Origin of the sequence: Enterobacter sp. Ag1 (genome assembly GCA_000277545.1) — a bacterium.
In the GTDB taxonomy this organism is placed as follows: Bacteria; Pseudomonadota; Gammaproteobacteria; order Enterobacterales; family Enterobacteriaceae; genus Cedecea.
On record AKXM01000026.1, the window covers coordinates 28830 to 45720 of the forward strand.

At 55.5% G+C, this 16891-nt stretch carries 15 protein-coding genes; 6 read left to right on the plus strand and 9 right to left on the minus strand.

The genetic code is table 11. The annotated features are described in order from the left end of the window. Window positions 1-76 precede the first annotated feature (76 nt). Window positions 77-364, plus strand: a complete 288-nt coding sequence (locus A936_RS10770; RefSeq protein WP_008457638.1) for an HTH-type transcriptional regulator — start codon at window positions 77-79, stop codon at window positions 362-364. 108 nt (window positions 365-472) lie between these two features. On the opposite strand, the gene A936_RS10775 is transcribed toward A936_RS10770, so the two are convergent. Further along, window positions 473-865, minus strand: a complete 393-nt coding sequence (locus A936_RS10775; RefSeq protein ID WP_008457640.1) for a nuclear transport factor 2 family protein — start codon at window positions 863-865, stop codon at window positions 473-475. Between the two features lie 92 nt (window positions 866-957). Here A936_RS10775 and A936_RS10780 point away from each other — a divergent pair, with 92 nt between their 5' ends. Beyond that, the gene (locus A936_RS10780; protein WP_008457642.1) at window positions 958-1704 is read left to right on the plus strand and encodes an AraC family transcriptional regulator; all 747 of its coding nucleotides are present in this window, start codon (window positions 958-960) and stop codon (window positions 1702-1704) included. Between the two features lie 88 nt (window positions 1705-1792). Here A936_RS10780 and tcp read toward each other — a convergent pair whose 3' ends face one another. The 4 genes from tcp to A936_RS10800 form a co-directional block, all read right to left on the minus strand. Continuing rightward, the gene (tcp, locus tag A936_RS10785) at window positions 1793-3454 is read right to left on the minus strand and encodes a methyl-accepting chemotaxis citrate transducer (RefSeq protein WP_008457644.1); all 1662 of its coding nucleotides are present in this window, start codon (window positions 3452-3454) and stop codon (window positions 1793-1795) included. A 172-nt stretch (window positions 3455-3626) separates the two neighbouring features. Further along, a complete protein-coding gene (glyS, locus tag A936_RS10790) occupies window positions 3627-5696 on the minus strand; it encodes a glycine--tRNA ligase subunit beta (protein WP_008457646.1) in 2070 nt (689 codons plus the stop codon). A gap of 9 nt (window positions 5697-5705) precedes the next feature. Next, complete coding sequence (gene glyQ / locus A936_RS10795; RefSeq protein ID WP_008457647.1) at window positions 5706-6617, minus strand: glycine--tRNA ligase subunit alpha; 912 nt, start codon at window positions 6615-6617, stop codon at window positions 5706-5708. Window positions 6618-6725: 108 nt separating this feature from the next. Further along, window positions 6726-7013 carry a YsaB family lipoprotein gene (locus A936_RS10800; RefSeq protein ID WP_157141404.1) on the minus strand — a complete coding sequence of 96 codons (288 nt, stop codon included), beginning with the start codon at window positions 7011-7013 and terminating at the stop codon, window positions 6726-6728. Window positions 7014-7212: 199 nt separating this feature from the next. Here A936_RS10800 and A936_RS10805 point away from each other — a divergent pair, with 199 nt between their 5' ends. Beyond that, window positions 7213-8208, plus strand: a complete 996-nt coding sequence (locus A936_RS10805) for an acyltransferase (RefSeq protein ID WP_008457652.1) — start codon at window positions 7213-7215, stop codon at window positions 8206-8208. Here the strand turns inward: A936_RS10805 and A936_RS10810 are convergent. The 4 genes from A936_RS10810 to xylA all read right to left on the minus strand — a co-directional run bounded on the left by A936_RS10810 (window position 8205) and on the right by xylA (window position 12740). Beyond that, window positions 8205-9128, minus strand: a complete 924-nt coding sequence (locus A936_RS10810; RefSeq protein WP_008457654.1) for a GlxA family transcriptional regulator — start codon at window positions 9126-9128, stop codon at window positions 8205-8207. The two genes, A936_RS10805 and A936_RS10810, sit on opposite strands and share 4 nt — an antisense overlap. Next, window positions 9125-9667 carry an isochorismatase family protein gene (locus A936_RS10815; protein ID WP_008457655.1) on the minus strand — a complete coding sequence of 181 codons (543 nt, stop codon included), beginning with the start codon at window positions 9665-9667 and terminating at the stop codon, window positions 9125-9127. Before A936_RS10815 ends, A936_RS10810 begins: the two co-directional genes overlap by 4 nt. Window positions 9668-9917: 250 nt before the next feature. Further along, on the minus strand, window positions 9918-11372 hold the full coding sequence (gene xylB, locus A936_RS10820) for a xylulokinase (RefSeq protein ID WP_008457656.1): 1455 nt from the start codon (window positions 11370-11372) through the stop codon (window positions 9918-9920). A 45-nt stretch (window positions 11373-11417) separates the two neighbouring features. After that, window positions 11418-12740, minus strand: coding sequence for a xylose isomerase (gene xylA, locus A936_RS10825; RefSeq protein ID WP_008457657.1), 1323 nt, complete (start codon window positions 12738-12740; stop codon window positions 11418-11420). Between the two features lie 371 nt (window positions 12741-13111). Here xylA and xylF point away from each other — a divergent pair, with 371 nt between their 5' ends. The 3 genes from xylF to xylH are packed head-to-tail and all read left to right on the plus strand — an operon-like array spanning window position 13112 to window position 16855. Continuing rightward, window positions 13112-14104 carry a D-xylose ABC transporter substrate-binding protein gene (gene xylF / locus A936_RS10830; RefSeq protein WP_008457658.1) on the plus strand — a complete coding sequence of 331 codons (993 nt, stop codon included), beginning with the start codon at window positions 13112-13114 and terminating at the stop codon, window positions 14102-14104. Between the two features lie 50 nt (window positions 14105-14154). After that, on the plus strand, window positions 14155-15696 hold the full coding sequence (locus A936_RS10835; protein WP_008457660.1) for a xylose ABC transporter ATP-binding protein: 1542 nt from the start codon (window positions 14155-14157) through the stop codon (window positions 15694-15696). Next, window positions 15674-16855, plus strand: coding sequence for a xylose ABC transporter permease XylH (xylH, locus tag A936_RS10840; RefSeq protein ID WP_008457662.1), 1182 nt, complete (start codon window positions 15674-15676; stop codon window positions 16853-16855). Before A936_RS10835 ends, xylH begins: the two co-directional genes overlap by 23 nt. Window positions 16856-16891 lie beyond the last annotated feature (36 nt).

Genomic DNA, 16891 nt, shown 5'->3' on the forward strand with positions numbered 1-16891 from the left:
ACGCTTTAAATCCAGCTACAGTTAATAGGCTTCTTTGCGTTCACGTTCTCGCTGTGTGATTTATGAGGAGTTCTCAATGGAATATAAAGATCCAATGATTGAGCTGCTTAGCAGTCTTGAGCAGATTGTTTTTAAAGATAATCAGGCCGTTAGCCTGAGTCAGAAACCCAGCGCCTTCTCGGAGTTTGAGCAGCTACGTAAAAGTACCGGACTAAAAATCGATGATTTTGCTCAGGTGATGGGGGTCAGCGTAACGATGGTGCAGGAATGGGAGTCCAGACGACTCAAACCCTCCATCACCGAACTGAAATTAATGCGTCTGATTCAGGCCAACCCAGGCCTTAGTAAACAGTTAATCAGTTAGAAAACCGCTGTACCGCAAGAAAACAACCCCGCCATGACGCGGGGTTTGTCATTAATAAGCCACCGTCTTAGCTCCTGTCTCTGGCAACATCGTGGGTACTAAAGAAAATCAGCGCCTGCTGCCAAAATCACTGTCCTCGCTCACCCCGTGAATCATCCGGGTTACCTCTTCGCAACGATGAATTTTTCCAGCCAGTAAGGTAAATCGGGCAAACACTTCGAATTCACTCCATTGAGCCTCATTTTTCTCGACCTTTACATAGTGCTGCGTAAATACGGTGTCTCCTTCCCCAACGGCGGCCTTAACTGCCAGATGCATTTTTTGGGTCTGCACTTTTAGCGCGCTCATATGATTAATGAAGTCATCATAGCTCAGTGATTTGCCATCGACGATTTGCCGGTAATCCGCAGCAAAGTACTGTGCAATTTTTTGTTCATCATGCTCGGGGCTACAAATAATTTCCTGTAATGCGTCAATGACGCTCTGGCTTTGCGATTTCATGGAAAACTCCTTTTGTTGGAGCCCCCAGTCTACAAAGCATTAATAACTGGATAATATCCGTATCAAGACAACTTTTACGGTTAATCAGCCATATGATAAAAACACAAAAAATTGATTATTTGCGTCAACACTCAACGCCCTGGCACAAACATACCTCGGGACAGCTTTATTGGCTTGAACAGGGCGTGATGGTGATTGAAACGCTACAGGCGCAGTGGCACGTTACCGCCGGCACGCTGGGTTGGTTTCCCACCGGAATAGAGCACCGGGCCTGGTTTCCGGGCAACGTCAAAGGAAGCAGCCTTTATCTCTCTGCAGCCTCCTGCACCTTATTCCCACCTGAACCGGGGATTTATGGGGCCGACCATTTTGTGTTTGCGCTGCTGGCGCGTTTAGAACTTAATGTTAACCAACCCCTGTCATCTGATTATTTATGTAGCCTTCTCACGCTCTTGAGCCATGAAATAAAGCAGCTCCCACAATGGCCTCTCGAGCTCACTTTGCCTTCGGATCGCCGGGCGCGTAACGTTGCAGAGGAATTATTGAGACATCCCGCCACCAGGCTCGATCAGGCGCAGCTTGCTCAGCAATGGGGACTAAGCGTCAGAAATCTCAGCCGTTTGTTCAATCAGCAAACCGGGTTAAGTTTCAGCCAGTGGCGGCAACAGGCGAAAATAGTGTCCTCACTCCAGTGGATAACTTCGGGTTTACCCATCAGTGAAGTCGCCGAGCGAAGCGGCTACAGCAATATCAGCGCTTACATAGAGGCGTTTCGGTTGAGATTTGGCAAGACGCCCGGACAATTTAAAGTGTCATCCTGCCAGCCGTCAGCAGGATGAATCATGCCTATTCGCGGAGGGTGGAATCGGAAGTCCTGTACCTTCGGCCCCCCCGAGTCTCTTCGCTCAGCACTGGCAATGAAAAAAATCAGAACGTTTCCCAGTTTGCATCAGAGGCTGAGGCCGTTTGCGGTTTCAACGTCGCTGGCTGCGGGCGAAGTTTTTCCTGCACCGCCTCCACACGGCGTCCGCCGGATTGCTGGAGCTGGAAAACCGCCACCGCCAGGCGTAGCTCGCTCGCCTGGTCTTCCAAAGCCGCAGCGGCAGAAGCGGACTCTTCCACCAGCGAGGCGTTCTGCTGGGTCACGCTATCCATCTCAGATACCGCCTGCGCCACCTGTTCAATGCCTTTGCTTTGCTCTTCAGAGGCCGACGCAATTTCGCCCATGATGTCAGTCACGCGGGTGACCGCCGAGACGATCTCTTTCATGGTCGCGCCCGCCTCTCGCACCTGGCTGGAGCCGGTATCAATGCGCGATACCGAGTTTTCAATCAGCACTTTAATCTCTTTCGCCGCCTGTGCGCTGCGGCTAGCCAGCGTTCTGACTTCTCCCGCAACCACGGCAAATCCACGCCCTTGCTCACCCGCACGCGCAGCTTCTACCGCGGCGTTCAGCGCCAGAATGTTGGTCTGGAAAGCAATGCTGTCGATAACGCTGGTGATATCCACGATTTTGCCAGAGCTTTCGGCGATTTCGTTCATGGTGCTGACCACGCTATCCACCACGCGCCCGCCTTTTTGCGCGGTTTCGGAGGCGTTTTTCGCCAGACCGGTGGCCTGACGAGCGTTATCGGTGTTCTGTTTCACGGTCGCGGTCAGTTGCTCCATGCTGGCCGCCGTCTCCTCCAGCGCCGCCGCCTGCTGCTCGGTGCGGGAGGAAAGATCGCTGCTGCCGGCAGAGATTTCGCTGGCACCGGTGTAAATAGAATCCGCATTGTCACGCACCACGCTCACGGTCTTCGCCAGCGATTGCTGCATGGATTTAAGCCCGGCAGACAGGCGGCTCATTTCGCTGCGCCCTTCGGCGTCGATCGTACGAGTTAAATCCCCCTCAGAGATCGCCTGGATATGCCCCATTACGTTTTTCAGCGGGCGCAGCAGCACGCGCTGCAACCCCAGCCAGATAACCACCAGCGCCGCGATGACAATCAGTAAAATGGTGCCCAGCGTCCAGAGCATACCGGTATAGCTGCTTTGGTTCTCCGCGCTGGCGGCCTTCAACAGCCGGGTGTTCTGAGTCAGCCACTGGCCGTAAACGGCTTTGAAATCGTCCTGAGCCTGCTGGGCGTCGAGGTTGCCATAAGCCTGGTAGTTATCGGCCTTCAGGAACTGAATAGACTGGGCCATGACGTCGTGCATTTGCTTGAAGCTGGCCGCCGCTTTGTCGTCGAGGGCTTTATCCTGACCCGGCACATCGTCGGAATCCATGTAGCTGGAGAACTGCTTTTGCGCGTCGGCCAGCAGCACACCGGCATTCGTTAGTAGCTTGTTCATCGCCTCCAGCGAGGCAGGATCACGCTGATTTTTCAGCACACGAATCGCCACGCGGTTGATGGTGACGCGAGTTTCAACCAGCGTCTGGAAGCTGCCGCCAAGCTGCTGCTGCTGGTAGTTCAGCAGGCCGGTATTCTGGAAGTTAAGGCGATCGCTGCTGACGGAGGAGTAGTACAGAGCCCCGGTCACCAGCAAGAGCACGCTGAAGATCCCCAGCGTAGTGACAATTCCGGTGATAACTTTGATATTTTTCATAGCGCCCAACGTTCCTGAGGTAATGGCCGATATGAGATATATCGGTTCGGCGCAGATTTCCCTTACCTCCTCTGACGCGACTTTCTGTTAATCCATTGATATTTGAAAGTAAAAAAATTAATAAAAAAACCCGCCGAAGCGGGTTTTGGGATTGCGTCACAACACAAGGCAATTACTGCAGCAGAGAGATGTCCGCCACCTGCAGGAACAGCTCGCGCAGCTTGGTCAGCAGCGTCAGGCGGTTTATACGCAGATCTTTATCTTCTGCGTTTACCATCACTTTGTCGAAGAACTCATCCACCGGCTCGCGCAGGTTCGCCAGCTCTTCCAGGGCTTCCTGGTAACGGCCTTCGGCGAAGTACGGCTGTAGCTTATCGCGCAGCACGACAACGTTGGTCGCCAGGCGAATTTCTTCGGCTTCTTTCAGCACGGTGGCCTGTACGGTGTCGTTCAGCACTTCGTCAGACTTGGCAAGAATGTTGGAAACACGCTTGTTCGCCGCCGCCAGAGACGCCGCCGCTTCCAGAGTACGGAAGTGGGAAACCGCCTTCATGCGAGCATCGAAATCAGCCGGTTTGGTTGGACGACGCGCCAGTACCGCCTGGATGGTATCAACCGCGTGGCCTTCTTCCTGATACCAGGTGCGGAAGCGACCCAGCATAAAGTCGATAACCTCATCCACCACGTTGGTGTTGGTCAGCTTGCTGCCGTAGAGGCGAACCGCTTCTTCGGTCAGGGTCTGCAGATCCAGCGGCAGGTTTTTCTCGACGATAATACGCAGCACGCCCAGCGCGGCACGGCGCAGCGCAAACGGATCTTTGTCGCCTTTCGGATGCTGGCCGATGCCGAAGATGCCCGCAAGGGTGTCCATCTTGTCGGCAATCGCTACCGCACAGGCTACAAGGTTGGACGGCAGAGCATCGCCCGCAAAGCGTGGCTGGTACTGCTCGTTCAGCGCAACAGCCACGTCTTCCGCTTCGCCGTCGTGGCGCGCGTAGTGCATGCCCATCACGCCCTGGGTGTCGGTAAACTCGAACACCATGTTGGTCATCAGGTCGCACTTGGACAGCAGGCCTGCTCGGGTCGCGTGGTTCACGTCGGCACCAATCTGGCCCGCAATCCAGCCGGAAAGGGCTTCGATACGGTTGGTTTTGTCGCGCAGGGTGCCCAGCTCTTTCTGGAACAGCACGGTTTCCAGACGCGGCAGATTGTCTTCCAGGCGTTTTTTGCGGTCGGTATTGAAGAAGAACTCGGCATCTGCCAGGCGCGGGCGAACCACCTTCTCGTTACCGGAGATGATCTGCACCGGGTCTTTGGACTCGATGTTCGCCACGAAGATGAAGTTCGGCAGCAGTTTGCCGTCGGCCGCGTAGACCGGGAAGTACTTCTGGTCACCCTTCATGGTGTAAACCAGCGCTTCAGCAGGCACGGCCAGGAATTTCTCTTCGAACTTCGCGGTCAGCACCACCGGCCATTCCACCAGCGAGGTGACTTCTTCCAGCAGGCTTTCGCTCAGGTCAGCCTGACCGCCGATTTTACGGGCGGCTTCTTCGGCATCACGTTTGATGACGGCTTTACGCGCTTCGTAATCGGCAATGACCTTCCCGCGCTCCAGCAGGATCTGCGGGTACTGGTCGGCATTGTCGATGGTGAACTCCGGCTCGCCCATAAAGCGATGGCCGCGAATGACGCGGGCGGACTGAATGCCCAGAATAGTGGCAGGGATCAGCTCGTCACCCAGCAGCAGCGTCACGGTATGAATCGGACGCACGAACTGGATATCGGACGCGCCCCAGCGCATCAGCTTAGGAATCGGCAGCTTCGCCAGAGAAGTGGCGATCATGTTTGGCAGCAGAGCCTGCACGCTTTCGCCCTTCACGTGGGCGCGGTACATCAGCCACTCGCCTTTGTCGGTAGCCAGACGCTCGGCCTGGTCAACGGTGATCCCACAGCCACGAGCCCAGCCTTCGGCGGCTTTGCTTGGTTTACCTTCAGCGTCGAACGCCGCAGACACCGCAGGGCCGCGTTTTTCGACTTCGCGATCCGGCTGTGAAGCCGCCAGATTAGCAATTTTCAGCGCCAGGCGACGCGGGGCAGCAAACCATTTTACTTCGCCGTGGGCGATGTTGGCCGCATCCAGCTCGGCGGTAACGTTGGCAGCGAAGGATTCAGCCAGGCTGCGCAGGGCTTTTGGTGGCAGCTCTTCAGTGCCGATCTCCACCAGAAAAGTTTTTTCAGACATGGCGGCCTCTTAGTTTTTCTTATTGCACATCGGGAAGCCAAGCGCTTCACGAGAAGCGTAGTAGGCTTCGGCCACGGCTTTGGTCAGGGTGCGAATGCGCAGAATGTAGCGCTGGCGCTCGGTCACGGAAATGGCCTTGCGCGCATCCAGCAGGTTAAAGCTGTGAGCGGCTTTCAGAATACGTTCGTAGGCCGGGAGCGGCAGCGGAGTTTCCAGCGCCAGCAGCTGCTGCGCTTCTTTCTCGTACTGCTCGAAGCAGGTGAACAGGAAGTCCACGTCAGCGTATTCGAAGTTATAGGTGGACTGCTCCACTTCGTTCTGGTGGAACACGTCGCCGTAGGTGGTTTCCCCCAGCGGGCCGTCGCTCCACACGAGGTCGTAAACGCTGTCTACGCCCTGAATGTACATGGCCAGGCGCTCTAAACCGTAGGTGATTTCGCCGGTTACCGGCTTGCACTCGAGGCCGCCAACCTGCTGGAAGTAGGTGAACTGCGTCACTTCCATGCCGTTGAGCCAGACTTCCCAGCCCAGGCCCCACGCGCCAAGCGTTGGGTTTTCCCAGTTATCTTCCACGAAACGAATGTCATGGATCTCCGGATCCATACCCAGCTCTTTCAGCGACCCGAGGTACAGCTCCTGAATGTTGTCCGGAGAAGGCTTAATCACTACCTGGAACTGGTAGTAGTGCTGTAAACGGTTCGGGTTTTCGCCGTAGCGGCCATCGGTAGGACGGCGGGACGGCTGCACATAAGCGGTGGCCATTGGCTCCGGCCCTAAGGCACGCAGGCAGGTCATCGGGTGAGAGGTGCCTGCGCCCACTTCCATGTCCAAAGGTTGAACAATGGTGCAGCCCTGGCGAGCCCAGTAGTCCTGTAAAGTCAGGATCAGGCCTTGAAAGGTCTTGGTATCAAACTTTTGCATGTTGAATTCGCACGCGTTCGGTGGATTTAAGAGAAGCGGCCAGTATATACGCAAACGCGGTCGAGTTGTATCAACACGGCAACGGAACGGCCGTGAGGGAGAAAGGCGTCAGGTTGTTGCGCGTTGGTTGAGGTTTTCGCGGCTGGAAAGGTGTGAAAATTGACCGCTTTCGTCAAACGAACAGGTAAACCCCTCTTTGCGGGCGGTGCTGCCCATCATTTCGTAGCTGGCCTGATACTGCTTAAAATCTGACAGATTAATACGCTGCGGCTGGGTGTTGTAGCGATAAGCGGCCTGATTTTTACAGGCAAGCTCCATTGCTTCGGTGTGAACCACCGGGCGCAACTTCTGCGCGGCCTGGCCTTCCTGCGGCGTAGAACTGCAGGCGCTGAGCATTAACGCCAGAAAAGCGGTTAAGAGGAGCCTATTTTTTCTTTCTGCCATCATCATTCGCTACCAGTACGTTAAACTCGGTTTCTTATATCAACTCCTCGTGCAGCAGGCATTTTGCGAAGCCGCCACGGGGATAGCAAGATGCGCCGGGCAAACTCAGACATTTCCGGACACGGGTAAGCAAGCGGGTTCAGAGGGACGAATGCAGCAAAAAATAAACTGGATAGATAACCTTCGGGGCATCGCCTGCCTGATGGTGGTCATGATCCACACCACAACCTGGTACATCACGAATCCACACACCGTCACCGCGTTTAGCTGGGACTTTTCAAACGTTCTGAACTCGGCTTCTCGCGTCAGCGTCCCGCTGTTTTTCATGATTTCCGGCTACCTGTTTTTTGGTGAACGCAGCGCGCAGCAGCGGCACTTTCTACGGATAGCCAGCTGCCTGCTGTTTTATAGCGCCATTGCGCTGCTGTATATCTGGCTGTTTACCCCCATCAGCACCGGCCTTGCGCTACGCTATATCCTGGTCAAGCCGGTGTTCTACCACCTGTGGTTTTTCTTCGCGATTATGGTGATTTACCTGCTTTCACCGCTGATACAGGTGAAGAAAGTCAGTGCCGTGACAATTCTGGGGCTGATGGTGCTGCTTGGCGTGGTGGCCAACCCCAACACGGTGCCGCAGACGGTGGGCAATATGCGCTGGCTGCCCGTTAACCTCTACATCAACGGCGACACCTTCTATTACGTGCTTTATGGGCTGCTTGGCCGGGCGATTGGGATGCTCGAAACCCAAAGAAAAGGCGTCAGCGGCCTGGCAGGCGGCCTGTTTGTGATTTGCGTCATCTCCATTGCGCTGGGCACGCATCGGCAGTTGGAAATCAACAAAAACTTCGCCGAAACCTTTTACGTCTACTGCGGCCCGCTGGTGTTTATCGCCGCCATCAGCCTGCTGGTCGTCGCCAAAAACTGCCTGAACCAGCGCCCGCTGCCCGGCCTGACGTTTATCTCACGCTACTCGCTGGGTATTTATGGGTTTCATGCGCTGATTATCCATTACCTGCGTACCCATAATATCGAGCTGACCCACTGGCCAGTGCTGGATATTCTGTGGATCTTCGGCGCGACGCTGGCGGGCAGCCTGCTGCTGGCCGTTGGGCTGGGAAAACTCGACCGCAAAAAGCTGGTGAGCTAAGCGTCGCGGCTCCGGCCTCTGGCCCGATGAAGCTGGCGCGGAGAGGAAAACCCGGCGGCGCTGGCGGCCTGTTCCATACGCTGCCCCTGCTGCAGCCGCTGTTCCGCCACCGCCAGCCGGAGCTGTTCCAGGTAGTCGCGCACGGAAATGCCCAGGTGATGCTGAAAAAGGCGGGATAAATGTCGGGGGCTGACGTGAACCCGGTTAGCAATTTCCGGGATCGGCCAGGCAGCCTCAGGTGCAGCCGAAAGCAGATCCTGCGCGCGATGCACCGCCGGGTGAATGTGGTTCCGGTAGCGAAGCCAGGGCGAAAGCTGCGGATCGTCTCCCGAACGGCGGAACCAGACCACCATCTCTCTGGCAACATCGAGTGCCATCCGTGGCCCGCAGTGGCGGTTAATCAAATGCAAAGCGAGATCGATCCCCGATGTAATCCCTGCGCTAGTCCATATGCCGCGATCTTCCACAAAAATGCGGTTATCTTTCACCTGCGCGCCCGGTGCAGCGGCTTTCAGTCTTTCAAGCACGTCATGGTGCGTTGTGCACTGAATGCCGTGCATCAAACCCGCACGGGCTGCCAGCAGCGCCCCGGAACAAACGCACATCAGATTAAGCTGCTGGCTATGGATTTGCGGCTGCAGCCGGGTTAACCAACGCCGGACTTCTTCCGCCTGCGGCGTGGCAAAAAAGCGGTTTGAATCGCATACACCGGGCAGCACCAGCAGACTTCCGGCGGGAAGGGTCTCAGGTAACGGCTGAATACCGCTGAACGTCAGGCCGATAGAGGTTTCGATCTCAGGGTCCGGGCCAATGTAGTGCAGATCAAACGCGTGCCTCGCCAGCACCAGCGTTTCCGCCGGGCCGCTCAGATCGAGGGACAAAACCCCCGGCAGCACCACAAACCAGACCCCCACACTCATTCCAGCGACTCCAGGCACTCGGCTACGGTTTGAATTTCGGCGAACCGCCCTGCCAGCACGGTTTCGGTGCGGTGGCGCAGGGTGGCGGCGTCCAGCGTAACGCCTTTCCAGGTCATCGGGAAGGTCAGCATCGCCTCGCTAACAAAAGAAACCCGGTAGCCCAGGTCGGAGGCCACCCGCGCAGTGGTTTCGCAGCATTGTTCGGTGCGGATCCCACAGATAATCAGGTGGTTGATGTCTCGGGCACGGAGCCAATGATCCAGCCCGGTACCGGTAAACGCGTTGTGGACGTGTTTCTGGAAACTGACCGCAGGCTGATGGCGTAAAAATGGCATCGGCGTAACAAACCCGGAGGCCAGCGAAAAGACATCGTCTTCATCCACATGGAAGATATCCACCACCGGCACGCCTTTCTGCCGGCAGCCTGCAATGAGTGCCAGCATCGCCCGTTGGAACGCCGGGACATCATCCTCCCGCCAATAATCCCGGTGAAAGAAAGACTGCTGGGTATCAATATTGATCAGCGCTGTACGTGACATTTTCGGACTCCTTGTTAGTGAGGTTAAAACCATTCTGACAAGGGATTTCACGGTTGCTAATACCAAAAACGGACAGGATAGTGTTGGTTTGAGACGATGAACGCCTCGCTGCACGTCCAGCATCTTCTTCAACCGCAATTTATTCCCTCTCCCTGGAAGGGAGAGGGAATAAATCATGCCAACCTTAGCTTGTGATCCCCCTTGCCACCTTGAGGGGAGGAACGAGGTGAGGGGAAAGTGAACACGACACTCAGGACATCAGCGGCAGCAGCTGCTGATAAATCTGGTTAAAGACCTGGCGCCGCCCGGCATAGCGCTGGTGGCGAGCCAAATCAGGCTGATGCCTTTGCTCCAGCGGCGGCTGAGGTAACAGAGTCTGTAAAGGCTGGCCCGGTGAGAGCGCGATTTGCGCCAGGCGCGCCGCCCCAAGCGCGGGCCCAACCTCGCCGCCGGTGCGGTAATCCAGCACCTGGCCGCTGATATCCGCCAGCATTTGCCGCCAGTACGGGCTACGTGCGCCGCCGCCAATCAGCGTGACGCTGTCCGGCGTAATACCGCATTCGTGCACAACGTCCATGCCGTCCGCCAGCGCGTAGCCCACGCCTTCCAGCACCGCGCGGGCAAGCTCGGCGGGGCCGTGCTGATGGGTCAGACCAAAAAAGGTGCCTTTAGCCTGCGGGTTATTATGCGGAGTACGCTCCCCGGAAAGATAAGGCAGGAACCAAACCACACCGGCGTCCTGATTTGCCTGTTCCGCCGCCGCCAGTAGAGCCGGTACGCTGCCGAGGCCAGTGAGTTTAGCTGCCCAGTCAAGGCAGGAGGCCGCGCTGAGCATCACCGACATCAAATGCCAGCGGTTAGGTAACGCATGGCAAAAACTGTGTACTGCACTTTCCGGCCTGCTGCGGAAACCGTCGCTGACGGCAAAGTAAACCCCGGATGTCCCGAGCGAAAGCATTGCCTGTCCGGCATCAACCATGCCGACGCCAATAGCCCCTGCGGCATTGTCACCCCCGCCAGCCACAACGGGCACAGCAGGCATTTTCCAGGCCTCTGCAACTTCTCGCGTTAGTACACCGGTTATTTCACTGCCCTCAAACAATTCAGGCATGTGCCGCCGGGAAAGACGGCAGGCGTCGAGCATCGTGTCACTCCAGTCGCGCTTAGCGACATCCAGCCACATCGTGCCTGCCGCATCGGACATGTCACTGGCGAATTCTCCGGTCATTCTCAGACGCAGATAATCCTTCGGCAGCAGCACGTTATTAATTTGCGCAAAGATCTCAGGCTCATGACGCTCGACCCACAAAAGCTTAGGCGCGGTAAAGCCGGGCATCATCAGATTGCCGGTTATCGCTCTTGCCTCTTCTACGTTGCTCTCCAGCAACGCACATTCCTCTCCGCTGCGGCCATCGTTCCAAAGGATAGCCGGGCGGAGTACGCGCTGTTTGCTGTCCAGCAACGTTGCCCCATGCATCTGACCCGCAAGCCCAATCGCCTTTACACCGCTGAGTGCATGTTTCACGCCCAACGCCCGCATTGCACGGTCCGTTGCCTGCCACCAGTGTTCGGGATCTTGCTCGGACCACAGGGAATGAGGCCGGGATACAGTCAGCGGCTCGCTGCATGTAGCCATCACCTCACCTGCTTCACTGAGCAGGACCGCCTTCACGCCTGAGGTGCCAAGATCGATGCCGATATACATGGTAGCTCCTTAATATCGCGCCGCTTTTCAGCGGCGCAGGCAAGTTTAGTTATCGAACAAATAGTGATTAATCAGGTTTTCCAGCCGCTCCTGATGCCCGCTTTGATGCTGCGGGGCCAGCTTGTGCTGCTCAGCGTACTGCGCCAGCTGCGTGAGCGATATCTGCCCTTTAAGAATTTGCTGGCCCAGCTCACTATTCCACCCGGCGTAGCGTTTTGCGACACGTTTATCAAGCTCGCCGTCTTCAACCATGCGGGCAGCCACTTTCAGCGCCAGCGCCATCGTATCCATGGCGCCGATATGACCATAAAACAGGTCATATTTGTCGGTACTCTGGCGGCGCACTTTGGCGTCAAAGTTCAGGCCACCCGTCGTGAACCCGCCAGCTTTCAGGATCTCATACATCACCAGCGCATTTTCCTCGACGCTGTTCGGGAACTGATCGGTATCCCAGCCCAGCTGCGGATCGCCCCGGTTAGCATCCACCGAGCCAAAAATACCCAGTGCAATCGCGCTGGCGATTTCGTGGTGGAATGAGTGACCGGCGAGCGTCGCGTGGTTAGCCTCAATGTTAACCTTTATCTCTTTTTCGAGACCAAACTGCTTCAGGAAGCCGTAGACCGTCGCCACGTCGTAATCGTACTGATGCTTGGTCGGTTCCTGCGGCTTCGGTTCGATAAGCAACGTGCCGCGGAAGCCAATTTTATGCTTATGCTCAACGACCATTTGCATGAAGCGACCAATTTGCTCACGCTCCTGCCGTAGGTCGGTATTCAGCAGGGTTTCATACCCTTCACGCCCGCCCCATAGCACATAGTTTTCCCCGCCCAGTTGATGCGTGGCGTCCATTGCCGTCACGACTTGCGTCGCCGCCCAGGTAAACACTTCGGGGTCGGGATTCGTTGCTGCCCCAGCGCCGTAACGAGGGTGGGTAAAGCAGTTAGCCGTGCCCCACAGCAGCTTCACGCCGCTGTCCTGCTGTTTTTGCGCAAGAACTTCCGTCATCTGTGCAAAATTGTTCAGGTATTCCTTAAGCGACGAGCCTTCAGGCGACACGTCAACATCATGAAAACAGTAATACGGCACGCCCAGTTTCTGGAAAAACTCAAACGCCACGTCGGCCTTGCGCTTCGCAAGCGCCATCGCGTCTCCGGCCTGCTGCCACGGGCGTTCGAAAGCACCCACGCCGAACATATCCGCGCCCGTCCAGCAGAATGTGTGCCAGTAGCAGGCCGCAAAACGCAGGTGCTCTTCCATGCGTTTTCCAAGAATTAATGCATCCGGATTGTAGTGACGAAACGCCAGTGGGTTGGTGGTTTTAGGTCCTTCAAAACGCACGCGATCGAGTTGGTCGAAATAAGCTTGCATAGTTAACTCCGTCATCAGAAAACTGCGGCAGGATTGCTGGTCAGCTCATCCTGAGTTTTCCCTGACGGTTGCTCAATTACGTTATTTCACTCTGGGATTGAGAGAATACTCAAATGTGCGTCACCTCGCAAAAAAAGAATAAAATAATAAATAAACATCGCGTAACTGCTTCCATAAATTAGTGCAACAGGCTGGTCATTCAATATGAAATCAGATCGCCATCATAATTTTACGATTAAACAAAAAAACATAACGCGAAGATAAAAATCAGTAATTGATGCTTTCTCCATGAACGATAACAATTCAAACCGTCTGCTGATATGAATCACTCTTTATTCCGATAAGCCACTTTCCTCCTACAGGTAAATAACATGAAGATAAAGAACATCTTAGTTACGCTATGCGCCTCACTTATCCTGACCAGCGTAAGCGGCATCGCAAAAGAAGTGAAAATCGGTATGGCGATTGACGACCTTCGTCTGGAGCGCTGGCAAAAAGATCGCGATATTTTTGTGAAAAAAGCGGAATCGTTGGGGGCGAAAGTTTTTGTCCAGTCCGCTAATGGCAACGAAGAAACCCAGATGTCGCAAATTGAAAATATGATTAACCGCGGCGTTGATGTATTAGTGATTATCCCCTACAACGGCCAGGTATTAAGTAACGTGGTTGCAGAAGCTAAACGCGAAGGCATTAAAGTGCTCGCCTACGACCGCATGATTAATAATGCTGACATTGATTTTTATATTTCTTTCGACAATGAAAAAGTCGGTGAATTACAAGCAAAAAGCATTGTGAGTAAAGTGCCGCAGGGGAATTATTTCTTAATGGGCGGTTCGCCGGTGGATAATAATGCGAAATTATTCCGCGCCGGGCAGATGAAAGTATTAAAGCCTTATATCGACGATGGAAAAATTAAAGTCGTCGGCGATCAGTGGGTTGACGGCTGGCTGCCGGAAAACGCGCTGAAAATTATGGAAAATGCCCTGACCGCGAACAATAACAAGATTGATGCCGTTGTCGCCTCCAACGACGCCACTGCGGGCGGTGCAATTCAGGCGCTTAGCGCGCAGGGGCTGGCGGGGAAAGTGGCTATTTCAGGTCAGGATGCCGATCTCGCGGGCATTAAGCGCATTATTGCCGGTACCCAAACAATGACCGTCTATAAACCTATTACCAAACTGGCAGATACCGCCGCCGAAATTGCCGTCGATCTGGGGGAAGGTAAACAACCAGCCGCAGATGCCACATTGAATAATGGCCTGAAAGATGTTCCCTCCCGCCTCCTGACGCCTATTGAGGTGGAAAAAACCAATATCGACAGCACCGTCATTGCCGACGGTTTCCACAAAAAGAGCGATCTGTAGCCACCGGGCCTGCGCATACGCGGGCCTTCTCTTTCACCAGGAGGAGCCTTATGCCTCATTTGTTGGAAATGAAAAACATCACCAAATTCTTTGGGCAAGTAAAAGCCGTGGATAACGTGAGTCTGGCCCTGGACGCTGGAGAAGTGATGTCGCTGTGCGGTGAAAATGGCTCGGGCAAATCCACGCTGATGAAAGTGCTGTGTGGTATTTACCCTCACGGCAGCTATGAAGGTGAGATCTGGTTTGCCGGTGAGCCGCTGCAGGCGAGTCATATTCGCGACACTGAGCGCAAAGGCATCGCCATCATTCATCAGGAGCTGGCGCTGGTGAAGCATCTTACGGTGCTGGAAAACATCTTCCTCGGCGTAGAAATTACGCGCCACGGCCTGCTCGACTTCGATGCCATGACGTTACGCTGCCAGAAGCTGCTTGCCCAGGTGAACCTTACGCTCTCCCCGGAAACTCGCGTAGGAGATTTAGGGCTGGGGCAGCAGCAATTGGTTGAGATCGCGAAGGCGCTGAACAAGCAGGTGCGGTTGCTGATTCTGGACGAACCCACCGCTTCGCTCACCGAGCAGGAAACCGCCGTACTGCTCGGGATAATTCGCGATCTGCAGGCGCACGGCATCGCCTGTATTTATATCTCCCACAAGCTCAATGAAGTCAAAGCCATTTCCGACACCATCTGCGTGATTCGCGACGGGCAGCCCATCGGCACCCGCGAAGCTAAGCAGATGAGCGAGGACGATATCATCACCATGATGGTTGGCCGGGAACTGACGGCGCTGTACCCCAGCGAACCTCACCAAACCGGCGATGAGATCCTGCGCGTCGAACACCTGACCGCATGGCACCCGGTCAACCGGCACATCAAGCGGGTCAACGATGCCTCTTTTTCTCTGCGAAAAGGGGAAATCCTGGGCATTGCCGGTTTGGTCGGGGCCGGAAGAACCGAGGCGGTGCAGTGTCTGTTTGGCGTTTGGCGGGGGCGTTGGGAAGGAAATATCTACATCGATGGGCAGCAGGTTCGTATCAATAACTGTCAGCAGGCTATCGCTCACGGCATCGCCATGGTGCCGGAAGATCGTAAGAAGGACGGCATCGTGCCGGTCATGGCCGTGGGGCAAAACATCACGCTTGCCGCATTGAGTCAGTTTACTGGCGCACTAAGCAGCCTGGATGAAGCGCAAGAGCAGCACTGCATGCTGCAGTCGCTGACACGCCTGAAAATCAAAACGTCATCGCCCAGCCTGGCGATTGGCCGCCTGAGCGGTGGGAACCAGCAAAAGGCAATTCTTGCCCGCTGCCTGCTGCTCAATCCGCGCATCCTGATACTCGATGAACCCACTCGAGGCATCGACATTGGCGCGAAATACGAGATCTACAAACTTATCAATCAACTGGTGCAGCAGGGGATCGCCGTCATTGTCATCTCCTCTGAACTACCGGAAGTGCTCGGCCTGAGCGATCGCGTACTGGTGATGCACGAAGGCCGCATTAAAGCCGATTTGATTAACCATAATCTGACCCAGGAAAAGGTCATGGAAGCCGCCCTGAGGAGTGACCCCCATGTCGAAAAGCAATTTGTCTGAAATGAAACTGACGGCACCAGGCCGCGCCTCCGTTAGAGCATTAAAATCGCTGAATTTGCAGGTTTTTGTCATGATTGCCGCCATCCTGGTCATCATGCTGTTCTTTACGTGGCAAACGGACGGCGCTTACCTGAGCGCCCGCAACGTCTCCAACCTCCTTCGGCAAACGGCCATTACCGGCATCCTCGCGGTGGGCATGGTGTTCGTCATTATTTCGGCTGAAATCGACCTCTCGGTTGGCTCAATGATGGGTCTTCTGGGCGGCGTAGCGGCCATTTTTGACGTCTGGCTCGGCTGGCCTCTGCCACTCACGATTGTTGTCACGCTGGCCCTGGGCCTGGTTCTCGGGGCATGGAACGGATGGTGGATTGCCTATCGCAAAGTGCCGTCGTTTATCGTCACGCTCGCGGGTATGCTGGCGTTTCGGGGAATTTTAATCGGCATCACCAATGGCACCACCGTGTCGCCTACCAGCGGAGCCATGTCGCAAATCGGGCAAAGCTACCTGTCAGACGGCATTGGCTTTACCGTTGGCGTTATCGGTTTGATGGGCTTTATTGCCTGGCAATGGCGGCTACGTATTCGCCGTCAGGCTCTGGGCCTTGCCGCGCCCGCGTCGGGTGGCTTTGTTGGCCGCCAGGCAATCACCGCCGTGATCGTACTCGGCGCCATCTGGCTGTTGAACGACTATCGCGGCGTTCCCACGCCGGTACTGATCCTTGCGCTGCTGCTGCTCGCCGGGATGTTTATGGCTACCCGAACTGCGTTTGGCCGCCGCATCTACGCCATCGGCGGCAATATTGATGCTGCGCGCCTTTCGGGAATCAACGTTGAACGTACCAAGCTAGCGGTGTTTGCTATAAACGGCCTGATGGTGGCGATTGCCGGGCTGATTCTTAGCTCGCGCCTCGGAGCAGGCTCACCTTCCGCCGGGAACATCGCCGAACTGGATGCCATTGCCGCCTGTGTTATTGGTGGAACCAGCCTGGCGGGTGGTATCGGCAGCGTTGCCGGTGCGGTGATGGGGGCATTTATTATGGCTTCGCTCGACAACGGCATGAGCATGATGGACGTCCCGACCTTCTGGCAGTACATAGTGAAAGGCGCCATTTTGCTGCTCGCGGTGTGGATGGATTCTGCGACCAAACGCCGGGCGTAATGTGCCTGGCGGGCAAAACGTGCAAACGATCACAAT

Excerpts from the sequence above, each read along its gene's own strand:
- A936_RS10805 (WP_008457652.1), top strand. The coding sequence starts at position 7,213 with ATGCAGCAAAAAATAAACTGGATAGATAACCTTCGGGGCATCGCCTGC.
- A936_RS10780 (WP_008457642.1), top strand. The coding sequence starts at position 958 with ATGATAAAAACACAAAAAATTGATTATTTGCGTCAACACTCAACGCCC.
- xylH (WP_008457662.1), top strand. The coding sequence starts at position 15,674 with ATGTCGAAAAGCAATTTGTCTGAAATGAAACTGACGGCACCAGGCCGC.
- A936_RS10815 (WP_008457655.1), bottom strand. The coding sequence starts at position 9,667 with ATGTCACGTACAGCGCTGATCAATATTGATACCCAGCAGTCTTTCTTT.
- xylB (WP_008457656.1), bottom strand. The coding sequence starts at position 11,372 with ATGTATATCGGCATCGATCTTGGCACCTCAGGCGTGAAGGCGGTCCTG.
- A936_RS10810 (WP_008457654.1), bottom strand. The coding sequence starts at position 9,128 with ATGAGTGTGGGGGTCTGGTTTGTGGTGCTGCCGGGGGTTTTGTCCCTC.
- tcp (WP_008457644.1), bottom strand. The coding sequence starts at position 3,454 with ATGAAAAATATCAAAGTTATCACCGGAATTGTCACTACGCTGGGGATC.
- glyS (WP_008457646.1), bottom strand. The coding sequence starts at position 5,696 with ATGTCTGAAAAAACTTTTCTGGTGGAGATCGGCACTGAAGAGCTGCCA.
- A936_RS10775 (WP_008457640.1), bottom strand. The coding sequence starts at position 865 with ATGAAATCGCAAAGCCAGAGCGTCATTGACGCATTACAGGAAATTATT.
- A936_RS10835 (WP_008457660.1), top strand. The coding sequence starts at position 14,155 with ATGCCTCATTTGTTGGAAATGAAAAACATCACCAAATTCTTTGGGCAA.
- A936_RS10800 (WP_157141404.1), bottom strand. The coding sequence starts at position 7,013 with ATGCTCAGCGCCTGCAGTTCTACGCCGCAGGAAGGCCAGGCCGCGCAG.
- A936_RS10770 (WP_008457638.1), top strand. The coding sequence starts at position 77 with ATGGAATATAAAGATCCAATGATTGAGCTGCTTAGCAGTCTTGAGCAG.
- xylA (WP_008457657.1), bottom strand. The coding sequence starts at position 12,740 with ATGCAAGCTTATTTCGACCAACTCGATCGCGTGCGTTTTGAAGGACCT.
- xylF (WP_008457658.1), top strand. The coding sequence starts at position 13,112 with ATGAAGATAAAGAACATCTTAGTTACGCTATGCGCCTCACTTATCCTG.
- glyQ (WP_008457647.1), bottom strand. The coding sequence starts at position 6,617 with ATGCAAAAGTTTGATACCAAGACCTTTCAAGGCCTGATCCTGACTTTA.